Raw genomic sequence first — 19,850 nt, 5'->3', positions numbered from 1 at the left:
GGATGTTCTTTAAATCGTTTGTTCGCGCTTCCTGATCTCATTATTTTATGATATAATCATTTTTACTGCGTCCCCGTAGCTCAATAGGATAGAGCAGTCCTCTCCTAAAGGACAGATGGCGGTTCGATTCCGTCCGGGGACGCCATAATTTTTTTCCGTTCCAAGGCTTGTATTTCTCGTTTACTTATGCTATTATGTTCTTCGTGACGATTGAGGTTGTCACCATAATTACCATCGGGACGTAGCTCAGCTTGGTAGAGCACCTGGTTTGGGACCAGGGGGTCGCATGTTCAAATCGTGTCGTCCCGACCATACTTATAACATCGAATCGCAGCTTCCGGGCTGCGGTTTTTTTGTGCGTTAAAATCGTCAAATGAAGCTTTCCGTTTCGCTCCCTGATCTCTGCAAAACATTCACGCCAGCCTTCATAAAACGGTAAACAGAAGACCGAAATGTAAAGACATTCTTGTAGTTGCCCATTTTCGGCAAATTTATAATGGAAGAGCAAACCACTTTATTTACTCGGGGTGATGGGATGAACTGTACGAACGGGTGAGGCTGCCTCGCACGTGATGCTTGGAAAACCATTTATAAGGAGGCTATCGACCATGAAATCAGAAGACGTTAAAGAACATGATTTGCCGATCGAGGACACTTCCGCCAAATCCGATCATTCGCCTATGGTGAGCCGTAGAAATGTATTGTCCAAGCTGGGAATGGCAGGTGTAGCGGCAGCTGCAAGCGGTTTGGGCTTGCTCGGAGCTGCAGGGACGGCAGGAGCCAAACCGAAAAACGCCGATTGCAATTGCGACCACGAACTTCTGAGCAATCGTGACAGCGCCAATTCCCATCCTTCAACGGCAATAAGCTATTTAGCTCCGGATGGGTCGCCTAAGACGGTCCAAGACTTATCCGATGCAGCCAATCCCGCAAATGGGGCTGTGTTGGTCGGAAGAAGCGCCGTCTCCGTTTCATCCGTCGTCGATTTGTTTACCGTGACAACGACCGGTAATCACCATATCAGCGTCCGCGGTTATTATGCCGGAAGCGCTGCAGGCGGGGGGCTATTCTATTGGGACGCCGGCTGTGCCAAGAACCGGCATAACGGCGGGACCATTATCAGCCCGACCGTCCCCTGGAACGGTCAGTACGGCACCCTCGCGTCATTCCTTGCCGGTACCGGAGAGACGCAGCCAACCGGCGCCGGCTGCTGGGTACGAATCGTCGGGGAGTCGATCTCTGCCTCCGACTTCGGAGCCGCGGAGGATCAGGATATTACGCTCCCTATGCAAGCCGCCAGCCATGCAGCCTCGGAGCTGTCGGTCCGGATGGTGGGAGGCGTATCGGGAAGCATCACCGGCGACTTGATGCTCCCTAAAGTATTTGACGGCGCCGGCGCCCGGTACTCGGGCGGCCGTCTGATCGTCAGAACCACGAAATACCCCGACATTCACAACTTCTACTGCGATACCCTTATGGCGCAAGCGGTCTGGCACTCCAATATTCGTTCCATAGAGTGCGACACCTTCATTGTCGACGGATACAGTCTCGATTGGGGAGCGTTTTGGAACAAATTCGAGAATATCCGGGCCGGACAAATCATCCTGGACTGCCAGGCACAGGCGGTCAATGCGAATGAATTTCTGAAGTGCAACGGCAACAAACCTGACGTTTATGGTCTTCTCATTACCGATAACGGTACCCCCGGCGCAACCTCGGAAGCGCATGCCAACAACTTCATCGGCTGCGATTTCTCAGTCTCGCTCGGCGCACGAAACGCGACAAGGGTACATCAGCAAAACATATTAACGAACTGCTACATGGAACGAGGGGCACGAATCAACGGAAACTTCCTCATATTCGGTATGAATCACGACTCCAATTCACCTCCGGCGGTATCTCCTTACTCGCATGTCATCGGCATGACGCAGCACAGCCCGGCATCGCGAGGGGATATGTTCTCCATGTCCCTTCAGAACTCCGCAATCGGCGGGGACTGGTCCGTTAGGGACTCGAATGACAAGCCGCCGGCATTCGCGGCGACCTTTACTGCCTCCGTAATGCCGCTGACCGTCAACACGCCCTATGGTTACAAAGCGGTATATGGCGGATCGGGAACCGGCGCTTTCCAATTTATCGAAATCAACTTCGAAGTTGATACATTTGAATTTTCATCGACAATTTGGCTTTACAGTCCGGATGGAAAAATGCCGGCCGCCATCATGGTTATCGACGTTGCCTCGGGCGCTGAGAGTTACCGGGACGTCAACCTCTACGACTTCGGAAACGGCTTCCACCTGCTGCGTATATCCGGGAAGCTGTCAGGTCCGGCGGGAAAAATCCGACTGTTGGCTACAGCCGGAACCTCATCCGCATTTACGATGTACCTCGGGAGCGTATTCATTTCCGCTTACAAAGGCGCCCCGCTGCCTTACCATACCACCTCCGCATCGCCGGTAGAAACCATCGTGTGCGGTGCCTCCGAGATGAAGCGCGGCATTAAGAACGTTCCTTACTCCACCGGTACCTATGTCGACGTTACGGTAACTTTCGCAGCCAAGTTTTCTACATTGCCCGCATTCACCTACTCGCTGCTTCCTGCAAGCGCTTTCTATGGGAATCATACGAAATCCGAGCTGATCGGCGTCGATACGCAATCGGCGACCGTGCGTATCTACTATGCACCCGACTGGGCTGGCGATTTGCACTGGCAGGCGGTCTAACTCGATAAAGGGCGGCTCAAATCCCGGGATGATGTCGCGAAGACAATCATCCTTAGCGATTTGAGCTTTTTTGTTTGCCGGTAAATCGGCTAATGAAATTTCAAAAAAAAGAAAGCTTGATGATCTCAAGCTTTCCCATAATCACTAGAAATGAATGGCGGTCCGTTCTAACGAAGACCGGTTAGCCGCAAGCGTAACGGCGAGTGTCCTTGCCCCGTCTGCATAGCTGCTCAAGATCGGTGCTTGTGTATGATGCGTTACGGCCTCGACGAACGCTTTGCATTGTTCGAAGTATGGATCCATGGCAGACGTAATGGTTTCATTTTGCCCGCCGTCAATGATTGCCAACACTGCACCGTTCTGACTAAGATAGACAAAGAAGTCGTGTCCGAACAATTTAAGGTCGGAAGCGGTATGAAACGGAGATAAACACGATTCGGTGATGCTGCCGACCGTTCCCTGTTCCATGGAGAACGCAATGGATCCGGCATCGTATATCGACCCTTTCGACTGAAGGCTGTCAAAGGATACGCGGCCGAGCTTCGCTTCGACCTCGTTGAACTCGCCGGCTACATAGCGAATCATGTCAATCTGATGGGTAACCGCATCTACCAGATGCCCGCCGGACATGTCCAGCCTGTGCCACCATTCCGCCGGATGGGAACCGCCGAACCGATAGGCTTGAATCAAATGCGCCTGACGTCCGGTCAAATACGCCTTCGCTTGCTGAACCGTATCGAGGTAGCGGAGACAATAACCGACGGAATGGATGATGCCCGATTCCAGAATGACCTGCTCCTTCCTGCGAACCTCCTCCATATCCAAGCCCAGCGGCTTCTCCACAAACAAATGAATGCCGCGGAGCGCCGCCAGCTCCTCCAAATTTCCCCTTGCAAACTGAGGCGTGCAAATATACACGGCATCGATCCGGGCCGGATCGAGTACTTGCTCCGCGCTATCCATGACCTGTGCCCCAGTGCTTTCCGCGGCTTTGACCGCATTTTCCTTGTTCACGTCGTACACCGAAACGATCTCTGTGCCGTCAATCCGCAACAGACTCTGGATATGGAGAGAGGCAATGCCCCCTACTCCGATAAAGCCGATTTTTAAACGCATGTCAGTCGATCCGTCCTCTCCGACTTAAGCTTCTATTCGTTTCGCACAAACGGTACATTGACGCTCGCCCCGCTTTCCATCGACTCGTCGAGCACTAGGCAACCTCCATCCGGTTGAAGAGCGTCGAAGAAATCGCAGCGCGTATTCGCGTTATCCTTCAAACCTCGTTCCAGATACGCATGGCATTGTGGAATGCATGTTCCGTCCCGCTCCTGCACGCCTCCATTCCTTCGAACTCAATGGAAATCGGACCGTCGTAACCGCTTGTCTTGATCACGCGAAGCACTTCCCACATATCGATGTCCCCTTGTCCGACGATGGCGCCGCGCAAGTAATTTCCCGAAACCGTCGTAAACCAGCCCGTACCCGGATTTCGGTAAGAAGGCCTCACATAGAAGTCTTTCAAATGAATCATTGCGGCCATACCGATCGTACGCTTGACTCCGGCCACGGCCTCTTCATCCGTACACATGAAATTGCCTATATCAAGTGTCATTCGGAAATTGGGACGATTGACCGCCGCGATCAAGCGCTGCACCCTCTCGCTCCCCTGCACATGGTAGCCGTGATTTTCGACGCTGGTTATTATCCCGTACCGCGCCGCATAGTCCGCGATTCTCGCGCACGCTTCCGCCAATTTGGGAAGGTCCCGTTCGAATTCTTCGGTCGTCGCTTCCTCCGCGGGGCGCCACGCCACATCATGACGCATCAGGTTGACGCCCATGCGGCTTGCCACATCAACCTCCCTCATGACTCGGTGTACCTCTTCCTCGAAGCCTTCATCACCCGCGGTAAAATCGGCGCCAATTAAGTAATTCGAAATTTCCAATCCCAATCCCTGAGCATATTCCCTTATTTTCTCGGCCAGTTCCGTGTCGATGGTTAACGGGCCTCCGGCAACGATTTCCACATGCTGCCCGCCTTGAGCCGCTACCCATTCCATCACGTCGAAGATCGTCATTTTCCCCTCTCGCACCAGCTGGGACAAGCAATACGAGCTTATACCTAGCCTCATGGCAGCACCCCTATTTCAGATCAGACCCAAGATATACCAACTGTACGCGTTTCTCATTAAGCGGTACCGGACATTCCTTGTTCTCACCAAGTTCTGTTGCCCCGCTCGCATATGGCTTCGGCACGTACATCCATGGCTGTTTTTACAGGTTGGCCTGCATGCATCAGATCATTATCCGATAAATGAATGTCTCTCGTTTCCGTCCCCTCTACCTGCAAAAATACTTTTGTACCAGGTAAAGCTCGTGTCCGGGTAATCCAAGCTTCCTTGACGTTCGCAAAGTGAAGGGCCGGCATCTCGGAGTCCTCTCCGGCATGTATGCCGCTGAAGCCGTCGATATCGATCCGCTCGATTTCGCGGCACTTCAATGCGCTCCAGCTCTCCTGGAGCTCCGTATCCAGCCAATGGACAGCAACCTGGTGCAGCCGGATTCGTCCCGCGTAACGGAAATACAGATTGTACGGAACAAAATGATGATACGCATAGCCTTGAATATCGTCCGGAATATCGATTCCGAATGCCTTTCTCTTTGCGGCAACGTCAAACAAAATATTCGAAAGTACGATATCGTCGATACTGTCGCCCGGTTGACCGATTATGACGCATGTACCGTTCGATTTGGCCGTCATGTTGCTCACGATAACATGACGAACCGTACCTTTATTCGTCATGATAAAGATCGGCGTGCCTTCCTGCTCCATCGTCAACGTAACATTTGATACCGTTATGCCTTCGATTAAACCGTTATCTGCAGTCACATTCAGAAATCCTGCGGCATTGGACACGGAGCAATTGCTGATCGAGATATTTCGCACTTCATTATAGCTGCCGACCGTAAACCACGGATCCAGACCGGTAAAAATACGGAAGCAATTAACGGAAGTGTTAAACGTACAATTGGTTATCGTGTAATTCTCGGCCTTGCTTATGCCATCGGCATCGATGGCAATAGAATCGTCCCCGGTCAAAAAATGACAGTCGGCAATATGAACGTCCCGGCACGAGCTGAAGTGAAAGCCATCCGTATTGGGACCATGAAAATCGTTCAAAATTTGCAATCCCCGCAATTGGATGCGTTGACAATCGATTAGCCACCCGGAGTAAAGCGGCGAGCTGCGAATCGTGACGGCCTCGATATGAACATTGCTGCAGCCTTCCAGCATGATGCCCATAGGCCGCCATTCTTTTGGCCAATAATAAATGGGGACCGAGTTCCAGCTTTCGCCTACCGTTTCTTTTCGAGTCCAAAACGCCTTGTCAGCGCCATCGATTTCTCCGTTTCCGGTAATCCTGAAGTTGCTAATATCTTTCCCATACAAGTTTCCCGTTTGTACCGTCGTATTGACGCATTGCTCGTATACGGTAACAAACCGATATTCGTCCTTATCCGTACTGGCTATGAGAACAGAACCCTGTTCAAGATGCAGCGTCAGGTTGCTTCTTAAGCATACCGTGCCGATCAAATACCGTCCTGGCGGCACATATACGGTACCTCCCCCCGCTGCCGCACAAGCGTCGATTGCCGCTTGAACCGCTGCCGTATCGGAATTCGTTCCATTGCCTGCCGCTCCGTAATCCATCACATTAAATTGATACACGCTGCTCAACTCCAACCTGTTATTCCTTTACACTGCCAAGGACGATGCCCTTCACGAAATATTTCTGAAGAAATGGATAAACCAACAAAATCGGTATCGTACCGACGAAAATTTGGGCCGCTTTAGCGGTGCGGTCGTTGACCGACGCCAATGTCAGCACGTCCTGCCCCGTGACCTTCGTCAAATCCACACCTCGGATGACGGTTTGCAAGTAACTGGCAAGCGGATAATTGCTCGGAGAGTTCATCAGAATCAGCCCGTCAAACCAGGAATTCCAATGCCCCACGATGGTGAATAGTCCTACGGTCGCGAGTGCGGGCATCGATAAAGGCACGTATATTTTCCACAGCACCTTCCAGTAACCGGCGCCGTCAATAAGCGCTGATTCCTCAAGCTCGCTCGGTAAGTTGCGAAAAAAGTTGAGCAGCAGGATTACGTTATATACCGGTAGAGCCGACGGCAAAATCAATCCCCATACGCTGTCGAGCAATCCCAAATATTTGATCGTCATATACCAAGGAATCAGTCCGCCGCCGAACAACATCGTAAAGACGAAGAACCAGGCATAGCCGGTGCGGAATTTTAACGCCCGCGTATCTTTGGATAGCGGATACGCCGACAGCACGGTCAGCAGCATGCTAAGCGTCGTGCCGATAACGACACGGATCAACGTAATGTTAACCGACCGGAGAAACTCCGGCTTTTTCAATATAAACTCATAGGAATGTAACGTGAAACCGACCGGCCACAGCTTGACGGCTCCTGCGGCAGCTGCGCTGCTGTTACTGAACGAAACGGCAAGAATATGAACTAACGGCAGCAGGCAGAGCAAAGCAACGGCAACTAAAAAGAAGATATTCAATAGATGAAACGCACGATTGCCGAATGATTCTCCGGTTACCATTGAAGCGAGCCCTCCTTAGAAAATACGGTAATTCACCAATTTGTAGGCCGCCCAATAGGACACCGATATGAAAATCAGGGAAACGACCGATTTGAACATCCCGATCGCCGTGGCCAGGCCATATTGAAAATCAAGCATCCCTATCCGATAGACAAACGTGTCGAGAATATCTCCTCTCTCGTATACGGCGGGATTATATAAATTAAATACCTGATCAAATCCGGCATTTAACACATTCCCCAAGCTAAGCGTCATAAGCAGCACGATAACCGGCCGCATACCGGGCAATGTCACATGCCACATCTGTCTGATCCGGCTTGCTCCATCGATCACGGCCGCTTCATAAATGGACGGGTTGATGCCCGTGATAGCCGCCAAATAAACAATGGTACTGAAGCCGAACTCCTTCCACACGTCAGATACGACCAGTACGTAGGGAAACCAATTGTTACGGCTTAGAAAGGAAATCGGATCGATGCCGAACGTACCCAGCAGTTGATTGACAATGCCTTCGGAAGACAGAATATCGGTCAGAATGCCGCCAAGGATGACCCACGACAAAAAGTGGGGCAAGTAAATCAGCGTCTGGATGCCCCGCTTAAGGACATGGATCCGCAATTCATTCAACAAAAGCGAGATAATGACGGGGACCGCCAACCCGGCGACGATCTTCATAAGGGCGATATAAACCGTATTCCCCAGCACCTTCGTAAAATCGGGAAGTTCGAATGCGTAGGTGAAATTGTCCAATCCGATCCACTGCGAACCGAACAGTCCGTTGACCGGCAAAAACTGTTGAAATGCAATAACAATACCTACCATCGGTACATAGCTGAACACGATTGCAAATACGATGCCGGGCAGCAGCATGAGATGCAGGGGCAGCTGTCTGATCGTCTTACGGTTCATCCCGCTCCTCCTCGTTCAAGAGAATAGGGGAGGGTGAGCTCCCCTATGTTCGTTATAAATTGCTGGCCCATGCTTCGACTTCTTTTGCGATGTCATCGCCGCCCAGTTTGTGCCAATTCTCAACGAATTTATCGAATTCCTCGATTGGCGCTTCGTTCATAATGATTTTGGTGAACGTCTCGAGTTCAAGCTTGGTCAAAACTCCGCCCTTTTGAGACATCGTTTTCGTAACGGCACCGAAGAAATCGGGAGCTTGCAGCAGCCCCTGGTCGACTTTCTCTTTCACCCCGGACCATGCACTGATTCCGCCGTAAGTTGCCTCCTGGAACCATAACTTGTTGTCGCCGTTCCGGTAACCGATAATTCTATCGTAATAGCTTTTTTCCTCCGCATTAAGCTTGGCAGGGTCTTTCGTTTCCAGCGCCTTCATGATGTTGACATGAATGGTCAAGTTGCCGTTGACCGGCGACGCGAATAGCAAAGGATAGGCATTGAGTGAAATCCCGTCGGTTGGGACAAAATATTTCTCGATTTCTCTCAATTCATAGGCATACTTGACCATTAAATTTAGCATTTTTATGGCCGCTTCCGGATTTTTGGCGCCTTTCTTGACCACGACATATTGAGCAACCGGGAAATCTACCTGCAGCTTAGCCGGTTTATCGTCTGCCGAAGGGATGCCGTACGCTTTCCAGTCCGCATCCGGATTCTGATTTTTGTTCGTCTGCAGCGGACCGCCAGGAATCCACCAGGGGCCGTAGTTGATGCCGACTTTGCCGCCCGCCATCTGCTCCACCAATTTGTCATCGCCTTTAATGGCAAACTCTTTATCGATGAGGCCCGCTTTATACATTTCACTTAGCTTTGCAAGCGCATTCCTCGTCTCCGGCTGCACGCCTCCATAAACAAATTTACCGGATTTGTCTTTATACCAGCTATTTGGATAAGCGTGATAGCCGTTGAAAAATCCCCGTAAGCTTGTATACGTTCCGTTCATCCCGGAGCCGACAGCCAATCCGTACGTGTCCGCCTTGCCGTTGCCGTCCGGGTCACGGTTGACGAAAGCTTCCGCAATTTTGACGACGTCGTCCAGCGTCTTCGGCTCGGGTAACTGCAGCCGGTCCAGCCAATCTTTACGAATCCACAACACCTGGGAAAAGTCCGTAGCCGAACCCGCTTTCGGTATCGCCATCAACTTTCCCTTGAAAGTTGCGGATTTCAATTGATTCGGATCCTCTTTGACAATTTTTTTCGTGAGATCGGACGCATATGCTTCAAATAGGTCCGTCATATCTTCTAACTGGCCGGAATCGACCAGTTGCTTGAGCTGCGTAGCGTTTACCGGGAAAATATCCGGCAGCTCTCCGGAAGCGATCGATACATTCAATTTCTGATCGTAATCGCCTAATGTGGTCCATGCGTATTTGACCTTGATTCCCAGCTCTTCCTCATACGCCTTGCTCCAAATGTTGTTCTCGATGGATTCCCCCGGCCGGAATGTCACACCCGACAAATCACGCGCGGCGGTTACCTCGATCTTCGAGTCGTATTTGCCGAGCGGGCTAGGCTTGGTTGCGGCAGACTCCTGCTTCTCCGTACCTGTCTGATTGCCGGGTGATTGTTCGCTTACCGGCTTCTCTTGCTTTTCGGAACAAGCCGTCACGACAACCATAATGCCTGCCAATGCCGTTGCCAGAAACACGCTGGAACGCCTTCTGTTCATTGCATTTCCCCCTATAAAATCCAGAATATCTTGACAACTAAATTATAGATTCCCCCGCAGAAGCCCAACAATCAGAATGTCTTTACAATTGAGTCTTCCATTTACGGCTTTATAACAACTCCCGAAACTCCGTCGGCGTCATGCCCGTTTGTTTTTTGAAAAAGCGCGCGAAATAGGCAGGCGAGTCGAAGCCGAGCGATTCTGCGATATCATGAATGCGCATATGCTGCTTCGCAAGCAGCGCCTTGGCAAGCTGAAGCCGTTCGGCAACGATATAATCCGATAACCCTTCTCCGGTCATCTGCTTGTACAACCGGGACAAATAAGATGGATTGAACCCGACCACCTCTCCGATTCGGGTTAACGATAAATCGCCCCCCAAGTTCGCGCTGATATATTGCTTAACTTTACGAATGACCTCCCGCTCCCGATCGATCAGCTCGTTATTTTGCCGCTCGAATATCGCTTCCGCCATTTGCCACAATCGCTCGGCCGTCTCCCCCCAGGTTCGGTTCGTTCCGCTAGCCATCACCTGATCGTAACCGAACATGTCCGTCATGCCGGACTGATGAAGGTGCGTAAAATACACCGACAAGATCGAATGATAGATATGGAACCCCAATCCGTCCCATTGCTGGCGATTGGCCGGAATAAGCTTCACCAGCTCCCGGAACAGCTCCTGGAAGTGCTGCATATCCCCCTTCTCCAAGCAGGACTGCAAAAGCGCCCATTTATTGGGCCGAAGCTCGAATATTCCTGCGCGGGTAACCCGGTTGTCTGGGTTTTCAGGCAAATGACTTTCCGAAAGCAGCAGCTCCTGCTGCATGCCGTAATGGACATGGAGCATCATTTTTAGCAGATTATATTTTTCCGCGCATTCATACCAATCCACCGCGTCGTTAGCTGCAAGGAATGACACCGGAATATGCAAGTATTGTCTGCTGGCATTTTGAATGTTCTCCATGGCCCCGTTAACAAAGAGGTTCCTTTGCTCCCCTTGCCTATAATCGCCCTCATTCTCCTCCGCGTGCGAATCCTCCTTGAATTGAATGAACCACACAAGTCTGGCCTGCTCGTAAAAAATGGAGTAATGATAAGCGAAGGCGGATAAATACTCATTTGCAATATTTTGCAGCGCATACACGAGCAGCATCCGGTCGGAGGGCGATGAAATGCCGTTCCAGCCGTCGATCCTGCCCAGCACAAGAAACACCGGACGGTCCGAGCGCAGCGGCAAGTTTAATTCATCGAATTGTTGAGCGACCGCGGCCTGCGATACGTCTCCATTCAAAATGTCCCATAGCAGTTCCTTTTGCATAACCGGTAATGCCGTCTGCAATCTTTTTTTGGCATCTGCGATCAACTTTTCCGACTCGAACCTGTGCTGCAGCTCATAGACCGCCTTTTCAACCGCTCTGACGATGACGTCATCGTGCTCCGTCTTCAGAATGTAATCGATGCTTTCGTTCCGCATGGCCGACTGAATATAGTCAAAGTCGTTATATCCGGTCAGAAAGATAACCTTGCATTGCGGCCATAGCCGAATGATTTCCTCATGAAGCTCCAGCCCGTTCATGCCCGGCATGCGGATATCGGTAAGGACGATATCGATTTTCGCCCGTTTCAGCCACTCAAGCGCCTCGCCCGAAGAATAAGCACGGTAGTATTCCATTGAAGCCGGGAAGCGTTCCTCGAATAAGTCGATTAACCCATCCACGATAAAATCCTCGTCATCCACCACTAACAGTCGGTACATCGCCGTTCTCCTCCTCTTGAGCCGGTATTGTCATTTCTACGCGCAAGCCGCCGATCGAAGCACGCGATACTTGCAAGCCGAAGCGAGATCCGAATTTCAGTTGAATTCGTTTATGGACGTTGAGAATGCCCGTCGTTTCCGTCCAATCGTCATACTGCTTCAGCTTTTGTTGCATAAGCCGGATTTGCTCGCTTGATAATTCGTCTCCGTTATCTTCGATAACGATCGTGAGGCTCCGTTCCCGATACAGGAATTGAACGGTCACCAGTCCGCCCGAAGCTTTATTGGTCAACCCGTGCTCATAAGCATTTTCCATGACGGGCTGCAACAGCAGCCGGGGCACTTTGATTTCACGGCATGCTTCGGGAATCTCGTCATATCGGGTCTGCATGCGCTTGCGGTAGCGAATCATTTGGATTTCGATATAGGCCAGCGTATGCTTCCACTCTTCGCTTAACGGTACTTCATCGTTCGAGCTGCGTGTAATAAAGCGAAAATAATCGCCAAGATGCTGCGCTAGCCGAATCACATTGTCGATATCATGAAGCCGTGCTATTCGGTACAAAACAAAATAGCTATTGTACAAAAAATGCGGATTAATCTGGGACTGCAGCTGCTTCAGCTCGGCCCGCTGCGCACGTATTTGCTGTTCGTATACTTCATGAATGAGAACGTTCAGCCTTTTGGTCATGGCGTTGAACTGATTGTACATATAGCCGAATTCATCCTTGAACCGGTAGTGGATGACGATGCCGGTTCTTCCCGCTTCGACGTTGCGAAGAGCTTGAACCATCGTGCGAATAGGCCGGCGGATGAGCCGATGAATCCAAACCGAGAACAAGACGGATATCGTGACCGAAACGATCGAAAGTGTCCAAAGCCAGATCCGGTTTTTCTTCAGCGGCCCCAATATTTCATCTTCCGGAATATAGACCAACAAAGCGGTATTGAGCTTGGGCGATCGTTCATAAAAGACAAAATAGTCCTTTCCGTTGCTTCTCATCAGCTGACTTGCTTCGTTCGCCCCGCTCTTCGCCATCTCTTGCGCGTATGGAAGAACTTGAGGCAGGAAGGGCTTCTCTGATTCGCTATGAATCGACCAGCTTAGATCGGATCCGAATAAGATGGCCCCTCCCTTCAAATTGTGATTAATATCGGAGAGCGATTGCATGATTTTTTCTTCTGACAACGTTATTTTCACGTAATAGAGCGGCGCCGTGTCTTGAGGGAGAGCGAGGGGATAGGAACCGGCGATGTAATATTGATTGTCCGCTTGCAGTATCGAAGCATCCAGCGCCCCGTTCATATTTTTCTTTGGGGAGAGCTCCGTATTCTCGAGCGAATCCGAATACGTTTTGGTGGATATCGTCCGATTCAGTGACGGTACGCTCACCTTAACGTCCCGAACGTAAAGACTGGACGATTTCAATACGTTTAAACGATCGATAATTCGGCTAACCGACTGGGTATATTGATAATCGGACATGATCGGACTCAGCAAGCTTATATCTTGCAAATCTTTATCGGACACATACTCGTTTCTTAGCTGGACGATCCGCATCATTTCGCTGTCGAATGTGCTTAAATAGAAATGTACTTTGGAACCGAGAGATCGCCGAAGCTCCTCCTTTACCATCTCCGAGCCGTTTTGATTGGAAATGAGAGCGATTACATACAAGGGTAGGACGACAAAAAGAAAAGAAATCAGCAGCTTCGCATATATCGAAAAGCCCCGTTCTCGCAACAAACGCATAACATTCCTCTCCAATCCCCATGGATTTCGATATGGTGGCATTATAACAGCGTTGTTCATTGTCGACAATCGGAATATTAACAAAGTAGACCGACATATAACAAAACAGTCATCCAAGTCGGCATCTGCATCGATCATTTCTTTACGATCAAGGAAGGGGGCGATACCCGCTTCAAACAAGGAAGTACTGCGGAACAACGCGGGGACTCGTTACTTATCGGTCGAAACCCTGCACGCCTACCGGCAATGCTTTGACGATGGCGTTTATCCCAAAGGGTACAAAAAAAACGGAACGAACCGAGCCAAAGTGCCCGGAGCGTCCCGCTTCTTTACCATTTCCTATATGCCTGGCGCTTACTTCGATACTGTCAGCTCGGCACGATACAGCTCCTGGTTCCACTGCACCTTCGCGCCCAGCGTTTCCGCCACAAACCGCAGCGGAATATACATATGGCCGTCGACGATCGTGGCCGGTTCCTCAAGCTTGACCGTTTGGCCGTCCACCAATGCAGTCGCCTCGTCAGGCCTTAATACAATCTGCTTGCCGTCTCTCTGGACGCTTAAGGTACGCTCGTCATTGTTCCACGTGAAAAAGGCATCTATCGCCTCGAATATTCCTCTGAAAGGCGCCATCGTCGTATTATTGCGTATAAAACCGCGATATTCCGTAATAAACTTCCCATTGACGACCACCTGCACCTGAGGCTCATCATAACGCTTAACAACGAGCGCATTGCTTAGCAGCCGGCCCGGGGTCCGCTTCAACGCCCCTTCGTAGAAAAGCCCGGAGCTTGCGCCACCGTCCAAATTCATGGCATCCGTCAAACCAAGCTCAGCGAGCACATTCGCCATTTGGGAGATAGTCGAAGACGATACCGTTCCCAATACGAGCCTCTTCTGCTCGTCAATGCCGACGAAACTCCGCACGTTTGACGAACTCGTAATCTTGGGATCGTCGAAGCCGTCTCTTGCAAAATCGACATCGACTGCGCCGTTCGTCACAAGCTTCGGTCCGACGCCGATCGCCGCATCCCAGCCGCCGGCCAAGCCTGTATCCCCGCTATCCTTATTTTCAACCTTCGCCTCCACAAACACCTCATCGCCGACGTGCAGCTTGGAGAGCATGTACTTTTTGTTCCCGTCCGTATGACCGATAAAACAAACCTGGCCGTCCTCCGGTATCGTCGCCTCGCCATCCGTTATTTCCGTAATGATGCCGTTCGATACGACAACCTTCGTCCCCCCTGGGAACGACACCTTCTCCCCGAAGTCCCGCGTATACCAGATAACCTGGTCATAGGCTTCCGCACCGTAATATGTATTGACGCCCCATGGGCTGAAGCTGTAGGCGTCTCCGTTATGCTTCACCGTTACGGTCATCCCGAGCTTAAGCTTGTTGATGATCGGCACCTTATCGACGCTTACGGCGAAAGTCTGGTTTTCCCCGCTCCTCATTATTTCTCCTGCCCTCAGCATGAGTCCATTCGGATATTTTTGCGTTTCATCCGCTGCATAGGCATCAAAAAACGTACCGTTTACCGCAGCAGCCGCTTCCGTTCGTTCCGTCATGGAGGACAAACTCTCCACATGTCCGATCCCTCCGGAGGCGATAACCGGCTCAACACGCAAGAAAGGGTTTTTCAGATCGACGGTCACCATCTGCACCGTGAAGTTTTTCCCTGCATAACCGATCGTAGCGGTCTCGTAATCGACTCCGCCGTTTGCGGAAGCCGTATGTGTCCATGCTCCCCCATCCAGGGCGATACCGGTTGTTACAGCTAGCGATAAAGCCAAAGCCAGCCTCCTCCGGCGCATTCGCTGTTTGAATCCGTATCCGGTCATTCCTCCAGCTCCATTTCGATGTAAAATGCCGGTCATACCGCATGCAAATTAAAGAATTCCGGCTTATTTTTATATCGACATAAAAGAAGCAGGTTGTAAAGTGGTAAAATTAACCTTACAATGCGAAAAGGACCCTTTTTATGGGGTCCTCTTCATTGACGGTGAAAATTTTTAGATAATCCTCTCTCACCGTATATCTGGTTGGAGAGGTGCGTCCTGTTCAAAACTGTCATTTCAGAGTATTTCGGCAAGCTTTACAGCGATAAAATCAGCCTGCAATTTCCTTATCGAATCATTGAAATGCACATGGTCGCAATACAAGTTGCCCCCTAACGACGCAGTATAGCCGTTCAAATCAATAATCGCTACATCATTTTCCCTCATTATTTTTTCTGCTGCATGGTTATAGGCAATAACATCTGCATGATAACGGGTTATTCCACCGTTTTCTTTAAGGAAGGAAAAATGGATTTCATCGTCTACCGGCGTGGTGTTTATAAAAATCGGCATCACCCGATGAACACGCGCCAGTTTGAGTATTTCTCTCAAATTAGCTTCATAGGCAGAAAGCTCAACTTGTATTTCCATGGTTTCATATATGCGCTTAATGTCATGTAGTCCGCTGTTAAATAACAAAACATCATAATTGAGCCTTTCTTCATCCTCCTGAGCTTTAAGAAAACCCAGCACCCTGGCGCTATCCCCGCCGTTACCGCCAATCGGCATATTGATATTCTGCAAGGCTTCTTTTATACCCTCGCGTGGAATGAGCTCATAACATTCCTTAATTAACGCTGATAAATAATCACCGTAGTGTACGCTTATGCTGTCGCCAATTAAAAAAATCTTTTTCATGTTTATAGACATTCCTTTCGCTTCGAGCACGATGGAGGGTAAAGAAATCTAACGGAGCTATTTTCCCGAAATAGTTATAAATAGCACCGTTAGAATCTGTGGGGTCAGCAGATGCGGCTCATGACCGCTATGGTGAAACGACTCTTATCTTTACTTCCCATTCGCAACATACAGCTCATTCATTTCTTTAATCAAGTCTTCGCCGCCGCTCTTCAGCCACAGCTCGTTCGCCGCCTTCAAGCCCGCTTCGTCAATTTGACCGACAATGAATTTGGTTCTGGCGTCATTTGCAATATTATCCAATTGCGCGCCTTTCTGCGTATACACGGTCGATACGAGAGGAGAAGTCGGATCTGGAACGACGAACGCTTCGTTATCCTTCTGTACCTTGGTCAATTTCGCCCGCAGCGGCGTTACCACAGCCTGAAGCGCCTTATTTTCCGGAATATTTGTTAAAACTTGGGATATATCAACCTTTTCCACAAGCAGCGCTTTGTCCGTCGTCGCCTCAATCCCATTCGCCGTTTTCGTATAGTGTCTGCCTTCAATTCCGTTGTACAGCAAGTTTTGCATATCGGCATCGCTCAGCTTGTCCAGGAACGTCAATACGCGTTTCAGTTCCGCTTCTGTTTTTACTGTGGATTTAGAAATGTGGACCAAACCTGCATAGCCCGTTGTCGGCAAGTTTCGGATTCCCTTAGGTCCGGCAACATCACCGAAAATATCGAGGTATTGCCGCTCTGGCTTGTTCAGCTTCTTCATCGCTTCCTCAACCCGGTTCTCAAAAGGCACGACACCGTCCGCCTCGCCAAGCACAACACCAGCCTGATTGCCGGCAAGCGGTTCTACCCATTTCGCCGAATCCATGACGGCAAAATCCTGATTGATCAGCTTCTCGTCATACAGCTTTTTGAAAAAGCGAAGCGCATCCATATATTCGGACGTAAAATGAACCGGCGTCAGCTTGCCATTCGCATCCATTCCCCATTTATTCGGAGCCCCAAACCAGGTTTGCATCATCTCCCACGGGAGATTGTATTTGGTAATGACCATGCCGTACGTATCCGCCTTCCCGTTCTTATCCGGGTCTTGAGCGGCAAATGCTTTAAGCACATTGTAAAAGTCATCAATCGTTTTGGGCGGCTGCAAGCCGACATTTTCGAGCCAGTCTTGGCGAATCATCATCCCGTTTCTGCCGAGCGGACGAGTACGATAAAGACCATATACCTTACCGTCGACGGAAGAGTTTTTCAAAGTAATCGGGTTCGCTTTGCTTAAGTTCGGATAATCCTTCAAGTATGGTCCAAGCTCCCAGAAAGCTCCCGATCTGGCTGCATTCACGAAGCTGGCCGTCTTGCTCTGCACGACCATGATCGCGGGCATTTTGCCGGACGCCAACGTAATGTTGTACTTGTCCCCATAGGACGAATTGGGCGCCCATTCAAAATGGAGTTTGGTGTTTGTCGCCTTTTCGAGCGCTTGAATGACCGGACTGTCCTCCTTCGGGCTCTCGGTTCCAAAGGAAGGAAGCATAATATCGAGATTGAGCGGCGGCTGCGTAGTTGGCGATGCGCTATTCGCGGCAGGTGACGTACTGTTCCCGGCCGGCTCCTTGCTATTCCCCCCGTTTGAGCATCCGATCATCCCTGTGAGCCCTACTGCTGAAACAAGTGCCAGGGTAATCCCCCGTTGTAGCGATTTCTTGTTCGTCGCCATCAATGATTCATTCCTCTCCTCATTTTATACAATCTTTGACGATTATCCTTTGACGGAACCAAGCAGTACCCCTTTGGCAAAATGCTTTTGCAGGAACGGGTACACGAGCAGAATCGGAACGGTGCCCACCACGATCGCGGCCATTTTCACCGCTTGCTCAGGAGGCTGCTCGAACAGATGATCCATTTGCGTCGAATCCCCCAAGCTCCCCTGCGACAGCAAAACGATTTGGCGCAGCAATACCTGCAACGGCCATTTTTCGGGACTGTTCACATAAAGCAGCGCAGTGAAGAAATTGTTCCAGTGCCCGACCGCGTAAAACATGCCGAATGTAGCCAACACCGGTTTGGACAATGGCAGCACAATTTTCCACAATACGCCTACTTCCGTACAGCCGTCTATTCTCGCCGACTCCTCCAACCCCGGGGGCAGCTCCTGGAAAAAATTTTTCACGATGATCAAATTAAATGCGCTTATCGCGCCCGGCAGCATCAAAGCCCAATAAGTGTCGAGCAGACCCAGGCTTTTTACGATCAAGAAGGTAGGAATGAGCCCGCCGCTAAACAGCATGGAGAAGACAACCAGGTTGAGGATGGTATTCCTGCCATGCAATGTTCTGCGCGCCAACGGGTAGGCCATCGTGACGGTAAAGAACAGATTGACCACGGTACCTACTGCCGTCACATAGATCGAAACCATGATGCTGCGGATCAACGTATTCGATGTGAAAATATACTTATACGCATTCAAGGAGTACTCTGTTGGAATCAGAAAAAATCCTCTCGTGCTTAATTCCGCCTCCGTAGCGAAAGAACCGCCAATAATATAAAGAAAGGGGACGATGGAGCAAAGGGCGAACAACACCAGCAAGAGGTAGTTGAACCCGTCGAATATCCTTGCGGATACGGTGTTAGACCATTTTCCCATAACGATTATCCTCCATCAATCAATCAATCAATCAGTCAATCAATAAATGCCCGTTTGCCCGAATCTCTTTGCCAGGTAATTGCTGGACAATACGAGAATGACGCCTACAATCGATTTAAACAAGCCGACTGCCGTACTGTAGCTGAATGCTCCCCCTCTGATCCCGGTATCATACACATACGTGTCGAATACATCGGCCACATCACGATTGAGCGCATTCATCATCAAATAAATGTGCTCGAATCCGTTATCGAGAACATACCCCATCCTGAGAATGAGCAGTATGACGATTGTGCTTCGGATTGCCGGCAGCGTAATATGCCACAGTTGGCGCCATCTTCCCGCTCCGTCGACGATCGCGGCTTCATACTGCTCCAGACTGACGCCCGACAGCGCAGCCAGAATAATAATCGTCCCCCACCCGGCTTCTTTCCATATCGTTTGCAGAATGATCAACGGTCGAAACCAATCGGGGTCGGACAAGAAAGCGATCTTCGTGCCCGTATACTGCTGCAACAGCTCGTTGACGATCCCGCCCTCGGTCGTTAAGAACACGTAGGTAATGCTGACCACGATGACCATCGAGATGAAGTGCGGGACGTAAATCAGCGTCTGAATCGTTCGCTTGACGATCGCAATTCTAACTTCGTTGAGCATAAGCGCGATAAAGATAGGGGCAGGGAAATAAAAGATAATATTGTAAAATGACAGCAATAGCGTATTGCGAAGCAGTTTGATGAAATCGGGATTTTGAAAAAAGATGGTGAAGTGTTCCATTCCGATCCACTTGCTCTGCCAAAACCCTAAAAACGGCTGGTAATTCTGAAACGCAATGAGCACTCCCCACATCGGGATGTACTTGAAAACAAGGAAATACAGAACCCCCGGTAACAGCAGCACATACAACCACTTGTCTTTCTTCACATGACGAAGCCAATTCGTCTCCGATCGGCCTGCCGGTTTCGCGCTCGACAACATTTTATCCATCGGTATCTCCTTTCGGATGTTCCTCC

Annotated in this window: 14 protein-coding genes and 2 tRNA genes; 3 read left to right on the top strand and 13 right to left on the bottom strand. The window is 50.2% G+C overall.

All coding sequences use genetic code 11. From position 1 onward, the window contains the following. Positions 1–69 precede the first annotated feature (69 nt). From DQG23_RS27100 to DQG23_RS27090, 3 genes are all read left to right on the top strand, one after another. Positions 70–145, top strand: a tRNA-Arg gene (locus tag DQG23_RS27100). Positions 146–235: 90 nt separating this feature from the next. Continuing rightward, positions 236–312 (top strand) — tRNA-Pro (locus tag DQG23_RS27095). A gap of 296 nt (positions 313–608) precedes the next feature. Continuing rightward, positions 609–2,723 (top strand): hypothetical protein, encoded by a 2,115-nt coding sequence (locus DQG23_RS27090; RefSeq protein ID WP_113034172.1) that lies wholly within the window; start codon positions 609–611, stop codon positions 2,721–2,723. A gap of 144 nt (positions 2,724–2,867) precedes the next feature. Here DQG23_RS27090 and DQG23_RS27085 read toward each other — a convergent pair whose 3' ends face one another. The 13 genes from DQG23_RS27085 to DQG23_RS27025 form a co-directional block, all read right to left on the bottom strand. Then, on the bottom strand, positions 2,868–3,839 hold the full coding sequence (locus DQG23_RS27085) for a Gfo/Idh/MocA family protein (protein ID WP_113034171.1): 972 nt from the start codon (positions 3,837–3,839) through the stop codon (positions 2,868–2,870). A gap of 157 nt (positions 3,840–3,996) precedes the next feature. Next, positions 3,997–4,854: a sugar phosphate isomerase/epimerase family protein gene (locus DQG23_RS27080; protein WP_113034170.1), complete on the bottom strand. Its 858-nt coding sequence runs from the start codon at positions 4,852–4,854 to the stop codon at positions 3,997–3,999. An 83-nt stretch (positions 4,855–4,937) separates the two neighbouring features. Further along, positions 4,938–6,452 carry a glycoside hydrolase family 28 protein gene (locus DQG23_RS27075; protein ID WP_113034169.1) on the bottom strand — a complete coding sequence of 505 codons (1,515 nt, stop codon included), beginning with the start codon at positions 6,450–6,452 and terminating at the stop codon, positions 4,938–4,940. 19 nt (positions 6,453–6,471) lie between these two features. Continuing rightward, entirely contained in the window at positions 6,472–7,356 is an 885-nt protein-coding gene (locus DQG23_RS27070; RefSeq protein ID WP_113034168.1) for a carbohydrate ABC transporter permease, read from the bottom strand. 15 nt (positions 7,357–7,371) lie between these two features. Next, on the bottom strand, positions 7,372–8,265 hold the full coding sequence (locus DQG23_RS27065) for an ABC transporter permease (RefSeq protein ID WP_113034167.1): 894 nt from the start codon (positions 8,263–8,265) through the stop codon (positions 7,372–7,374). Between the two features lie 52 nt (positions 8,266–8,317). Further along, positions 8,318–9,988 (bottom strand): extracellular solute-binding protein, encoded by a 1,671-nt coding sequence (locus DQG23_RS27060; RefSeq protein ID WP_113034166.1) that lies wholly within the window; start codon positions 9,986–9,988, stop codon positions 8,318–8,320. 109 nt (positions 9,989–10,097) lie between these two features. Continuing rightward, positions 10,098–11,744, bottom strand: coding sequence for a response regulator (locus DQG23_RS27055; RefSeq protein WP_113034165.1), 1,647 nt, complete (start codon positions 11,742–11,744; stop codon positions 10,098–10,100). Beyond that, entirely contained in the window at positions 11,719–13,497 is a 1,779-nt protein-coding gene (locus tag DQG23_RS27050; protein WP_158560718.1) for a sensor histidine kinase, read from the bottom strand. Before DQG23_RS27050 ends, DQG23_RS27055 begins: the two co-directional genes overlap by 26 nt. Positions 13,498–13,851: 354 nt before the next feature. Further along, the gene (locus DQG23_RS27045; RefSeq protein ID WP_158560717.1) at positions 13,852–15,291 is read right to left on the bottom strand and encodes a stalk domain-containing protein; all 1,440 of its coding nucleotides are present in this window, start codon (positions 15,289–15,291) and stop codon (positions 13,852–13,854) included. Positions 15,292–15,573: 282 nt separating this feature from the next. After that, positions 15,574–16,194, bottom strand: coding sequence for an SGNH/GDSL hydrolase family protein (locus tag DQG23_RS27040; RefSeq protein WP_158560716.1), 621 nt, complete (start codon positions 16,192–16,194; stop codon positions 15,574–15,576). A 150-nt stretch (positions 16,195–16,344) separates the two neighbouring features. Next, positions 16,345–17,910, bottom strand: a complete 1,566-nt coding sequence (locus DQG23_RS27035) for an extracellular solute-binding protein (RefSeq protein WP_113034161.1) — start codon at positions 17,908–17,910, stop codon at positions 16,345–16,347. Positions 17,911–17,952: 42 nt separating this feature from the next. Beyond that, positions 17,953–18,837, bottom strand: coding sequence for a carbohydrate ABC transporter permease (locus DQG23_RS27030; RefSeq protein ID WP_113034160.1), 885 nt, complete (start codon positions 18,835–18,837; stop codon positions 17,953–17,955). Positions 18,838–18,876: 39 nt separating this feature from the next. Next, positions 18,877–19,815 carry an ABC transporter permease gene (locus tag DQG23_RS27025; protein WP_238178057.1) on the bottom strand — a complete coding sequence of 313 codons (939 nt, stop codon included), beginning with the start codon at positions 19,813–19,815 and terminating at the stop codon, positions 18,877–18,879. Between the last annotated feature and the right edge of the window lie 35 nt (positions 19,816–19,850).

The organism is Paenibacillus contaminans (assembly GCF_003285015.1).
In the GTDB taxonomy this organism is placed as follows: domain Bacteria; phylum Bacillota; class Bacilli; order Paenibacillales; family NBRC-103111; genus Paenibacillus_V; species Paenibacillus_V contaminans.
The sequence above is the reverse complement of the archived record's forward strand: the minus strand, read 5'-3'. Positions and strand labels throughout refer to the sequence as shown.

Excerpts from the sequence above, each read along its gene's own strand:
- DQG23_RS27090 (WP_113034172.1), top strand. The coding sequence starts at position 609 with ATGAAATCAGAAGACGTTAAAGAACATGATTTGCCGATCGAGGACACT.
- DQG23_RS27085 (WP_113034171.1), bottom strand. The coding sequence starts at position 3,839 with ATGCGTTTAAAAATCGGCTTTATCGGAGTAGGGGGCATTGCCTCTCTC.
- DQG23_RS27080 (WP_113034170.1), bottom strand. The coding sequence starts at position 4,854 with ATGAGGCTAGGTATAAGCTCGTATTGCTTGTCCCAGCTGGTGCGAGAG.
- DQG23_RS27070 (WP_113034168.1), bottom strand. The coding sequence starts at position 7,356 with ATGGTAACCGGAGAATCATTCGGCAATCGTGCGTTTCATCTATTGAAT.
- DQG23_RS27065 (WP_113034167.1), bottom strand. The coding sequence starts at position 8,265 with ATGAACCGTAAGACGATCAGACAGCTGCCCCTGCATCTCATGCTGCTG.
- DQG23_RS27060 (WP_113034166.1), bottom strand. The coding sequence starts at position 9,988 with ATGAACAGAAGGCGTTCCAGCGTGTTTCTGGCAACGGCATTGGCAGGC.
- DQG23_RS27055 (WP_113034165.1), bottom strand. The coding sequence starts at position 11,744 with ATGTACCGACTGTTAGTGGTGGATGACGAGGATTTTATCGTGGATGGG.
- DQG23_RS27050 (WP_158560718.1), bottom strand. The coding sequence starts at position 13,497 with ATGCGTTTGTTGCGAGAACGGGGCTTTTCGATATATGCGAAGCTGCTG.
- DQG23_RS27040 (WP_158560716.1), bottom strand. The coding sequence starts at position 16,194 with ATGAAAAAGATTTTTTTAATTGGCGACAGCATAAGCGTACACTACGGT.
- DQG23_RS27035 (WP_113034161.1), bottom strand. The coding sequence starts at position 17,910 with ATGGCGACGAACAAGAAATCGCTACAACGGGGGATTACCCTGGCACTT.
- DQG23_RS27030 (WP_113034160.1), bottom strand. The coding sequence starts at position 18,837 with ATGGGAAAATGGTCTAACACCGTATCCGCAAGGATATTCGACGGGTTC.
- DQG23_RS27025 (WP_238178057.1), bottom strand. The coding sequence starts at position 19,815 with ATGTTGTCGAGCGCGAAACCGGCAGGCCGATCGGAGACGAATTGGCTT.